General features: G+C 31.9%; 2 protein-coding genes. Both read right to left on the bottom strand.

Annotation, left to right across the window (positions count from 1 at the left end):
- Nucleotides 1-179: 179 nt before the first annotated feature.
- A complete protein-coding gene (locus CXF89_RS18530) occupies nt 180-2,099 on the bottom strand; it encodes a sensor histidine kinase (RefSeq protein ID WP_121955425.1) in 1,920 nt (639 codons plus the stop codon).
- Nucleotides 2,086-4,297: EAL domain-containing response regulator (locus CXF89_RS18535; RefSeq protein ID WP_257983247.1), on the bottom strand; the 2,212-nt coding region annotated here is incomplete at its 5' end. The genes CXF89_RS18530 and CXF89_RS18535, both read right to left, overlap by 14 nt.

Consider the following 4,297-nt stretch of genomic DNA (forward strand, 5'->3'; position numbering starts at 1 on the left):
AAAAGAAGACTTAAATCTAGATAGTATTATAATAAAATTACGGCTAAATCCTTTGATTTTATTTTAATGTTTTAGATAAGTTTGGGGGAAAAATTATTACAAGTTATTTTTTTGTGGTGGAAAAATATGAACCTAAACGTTTATTAAGAGAAAAATGAATCAAGAAAGATAATTTAAACTCAATCAGTTGGAAAAGTAATTGTAAACCGTGTTTTAAATTTTTCGGTGCTTTCAGGGTTAGAGTCTAGCTCTAGTTTGGCGTTAAGTATTTGTGTTACCCATTGCATCACCATGAACAATCCAAGACCTGTGTTACCCTCGCCACGAGCCGTGGTGTAAAACGGCTCAAATATTGAAATTTGCTTTTCTTTATTTATACCAATACCTGTGTCTGAAATTATTATTTTAATTTTTTTATCTACATTTATAGCTTTTATCTCTATTTCTCCTTTTTGGTTTTTTATAAAGGCGTGATTAAATGCGTTCATTACGAGATTTTCAATAACTTGCGATATGATACCAGGTCGGGTTTTTATATTAATATTTCCAATGAATTGAGTCTTTACATTTATTTTTGAATTTTTTAGTCGTGAGTGAAATGCAATTAATAAATCGTTAATTACGTCCTTGAGGTCACAATCAATAAAGTCTTCATTATTTCTATCAATAGCCATCTTCTTAAAGCTTTTTACAATTACTGCAGCCTTATCTAAATTGACCTTAGCTAGCTCTAAATTATCTTTAATGCTATATGTATCATTCTCAAGCTGAGATTTGGTTAAGCCTATTTTTATTGACTCAGATAACCGCTTAATAACTGACTCTGCATTTGACACAGAAATGATAGCTCCACCTATTGGAGTATTCATTTCGTGCGCAACACCGGCAACAAGTAAGCCTAACGAAGAAAGCCTTTGTGCTTCAATAAGATTCTTTTGTAGCAACTGTTGTTGTTTAATGGTTTTTGAAAGTGTCTTATTGACGTGCTTTAGTTCTATTTTCTCAGTCTTTAAAGCATCAAATAAATTGTTTATAGTATTATTAGATCGGTGTTCCCTATATAAGAAAAAAGTTGAAATAATAATAAACCCAAATGCACAGACCGATGCATACAAGAATGCAGATAAGCTTACCCTTGCTATAGCTTGCTCCCCGCTTTTAATATATACATAAATAGTTTCGTTTAATGCTTCTTTATGCTTTTTTGAGTAGAGAACAGGCAGCTTTCCTATTGTGTACATATCGGTGTCTAAATACCTTATCGTATGGTCACTTTGGGATGTTAGAATCTGCCACAATTTTGGATTCATATTTTTAAGATTATAGTGAGGCTTTTTCAATATAATGCCCCATTCTTTTGAAGGATCGTTGTTAAACAACCAATGGCTACTGCTATTAATAATGTTTATTTGATTATCTTTGGATGATATATCTCTTATCTTTTTAAAAAATTCAGTTAGATTAAAGTTTATTACTATTAACCCATCCACAATATAGTCGTTTTCACTCGTTCTGTGGGTTACCCTTATCGTTGGCTCTATCGGGGTCGTAATAGCTCCATACTCCATATTCAAATCTATTTTAGATAGAAAAGAATCTGGTGAATTTATAGCAATACCTTGCCTGAAATAATAACGCGACATTTTATTTTGCAAATTTTCAGGCTTAACAACTTGAGCTTGACCATCTTTAAAGTTAATTCTAAAGCGTTCATTCCCAACTATATCAATCCAACGTATTTGAGATATATTGGGGGACATAAGACCAAAATCTAAAAAGTACTTATTAATCTTTTTCAGAGATTGGGGATCTCTATACTCAAACCTTGATGAAGAGCCTCTTTTTAAATTGTTATTATTAGCTAAAATTTTTGTAAGCTTTTTTATACTACTTAACTCTCTAGCAAACTCAGTATTGACTAATGCTAATTTTTCATCTTGATAGCCCTGCATAACCATGAGCTTCGATTGTAGTATTTGCATGTAGACTAAATAACAAATCAATACCGCAATAAAAATAACAAAAAATACCTTCATCAGTATATTTTTTTTACTTACCAAAGGGGAATTATTTACGTAATTAATATCATGGTTGTTCATACTGCTTTAGCCATAAAATTAATTCATTAATAAATAAAGGCTTTGAAAAAAAATAACCTTGAGCGACATTACAGCCCAACTTCTTAGCCCAATTACATTGTTCCACCGTTTCAATACCTTCTATAATAATCGAAAAATCAAAACGTTTAGCAAGCTTTACAATCATTTCAAGGATATATTGATTATCAGGATTATCCTCAATATCACCAATAAAACAACGATCTATTTTTAGGACATTTGCAGGAATTTTAGTAATATGAGAAATAGATGAATATCCGGTTCCAAAATCATCAATACCGACTTTTATACCTAGAGCCATAAATCTTTCTAATGACTCTCTAATTAGTTCATAGTTACTAATAGCTTGAGTTTCTGTTATTTCAAGCTCTAACATAGATGGGTCTAAATTTATTTCACGTAACTTTTTAGAGATATACTCAAAATACTTTGGGTTGGCTAAATCATATGCAGATGCATTAAAAGCAATTGGTAGATTAACACCTTCGCCTTTCAGTTGTTGTATTATAACTAATATTTTATCAAATATGACGCTGTCTAATTCACTTATTAAACCTGCCGTCTCAGCTAATTCTATAAATATTTCTGGACTGACGAAACTTCCGTCTTTTAATTGCCACCTTGCAAGTGCTTCAAAACCAATAGGGGTAAAATTTCTTAAGTCCATTTTAGGTTGTAAAGCAACTTGTAAAGAGCCTGAACCAATCGCTTTTCTTAACTTAGCCATCAAACTATATCGCTTTGTAAGCTCCTGAGTTTTTAAATGATTATGTTCTATATATTTTAAAGAAATAGTATTGCTATCACTTAAGCTTGACTCTGCTAGACTAATTATTTTTTCAGGTGAGAAATTCAAAACTGAGCTTAATGCTAATTCTAGTATACGTATATCAGCGTACTGTCTCACCATTTCTACTTCACACATTTGCCTATTAAGCCCAGTAATAATCTCTTGAGGCATATTGCTATCGGTACTAACAATTAAGCCAAAGCTACTCTTATTGATAATGGCTATCCGTGGAGTAGTATGCGCAAAGGCACCCTTAATGTTGTTATAAACTTCTTTTAATAATTTTTGGCAAAAGTCATGACCAAAAGTAAATGCTTTTTCTTCAAATTGTTCAACTTCAAATACTATTAATTTCGTTTGATACTGCTCATGCAAATTCATATTTCTAATTTCGCGGGTTAGCCAATTTCGATTATGTAAGTTTAATGAAATATCTGTATACGCCAATTCCGTTAGTTTATTAAGTAAAGCCAGATTAGCAAAGCCAGTGTTAACATTTTCGCTAAATACTTTGAGTAAGTACTCATTTTGCTCGCAAATGGCATTATCAGATTTTACAATCGTTAAATAGCTTTTTTTATCTAGTTCTGTAGTCTGGAAGTAGAAGACAGTATGATGCTCTGAGAAAACATGACGTTTTTCAGCTGTTGCAAGCTCAAAATCATCATAAATATCAGCACTTAATATTTCCTGTTCAATTAATTTTCCTTCAAAACCGTCAAAGCAACCATTAGCAGTCGATATTAGCGCTTCTTTGTTTATTTCACCACTGGAGCACATAATTCCACCACCATCAGTTATATTTAATATATTACTGATTTCTTCTAAAACAGCTTTAGAAAAGGAGCGGATATCGTGTTTACTATTAATACTTCTAGATGCATCTAGAACTAATTGAAGACCTTTTCGTGCTGATGAAATTTGAGATATGTACTGCCAAGTTCTTAGATTACTTTTAACTATAGACTGTAATTTCCCTACTGAAACATCAGATTTGTTCCAGTATTCGTCGATGTCTAGAGATTTCATTATATGTTGCTCTGGTGCAAAGCCGGGTTGCCCTGTAAGTAAAACAATGCGCATTTCTGAATTACCTATTACTTCTCTTATAGTGCTTATCAGCCGCAGCCCAGAGTCATCTTCTTCCATCACAACATCAATAAATGTTAATGCGATATCAGCATGTAAGCTTAGAACTAGCGCTGCTTGAGGCACAGAGTTTGCAGTATGAATTTCTATTTCATACCCATTATCAATTTTTATTTCTTTTAAGCTATTAGTTAACGCGTTTTGATAGTTAATATCGTCTTCAACAGTTAAAATCTTGATAATTTTTTTATTTAGGTTATCTACTTTTTGTTCTTCTTCATTAAATACAAAGAGCTCATTA

Origin of the sequence: Pseudoalteromonas sp. MelDa3, assembly GCF_002863625.1 — a bacterium.
In the GTDB taxonomy this organism is placed as follows: Bacteria; Pseudomonadota; Gammaproteobacteria; order Enterobacterales; family Alteromonadaceae; genus Pseudoalteromonas; species Pseudoalteromonas arctica.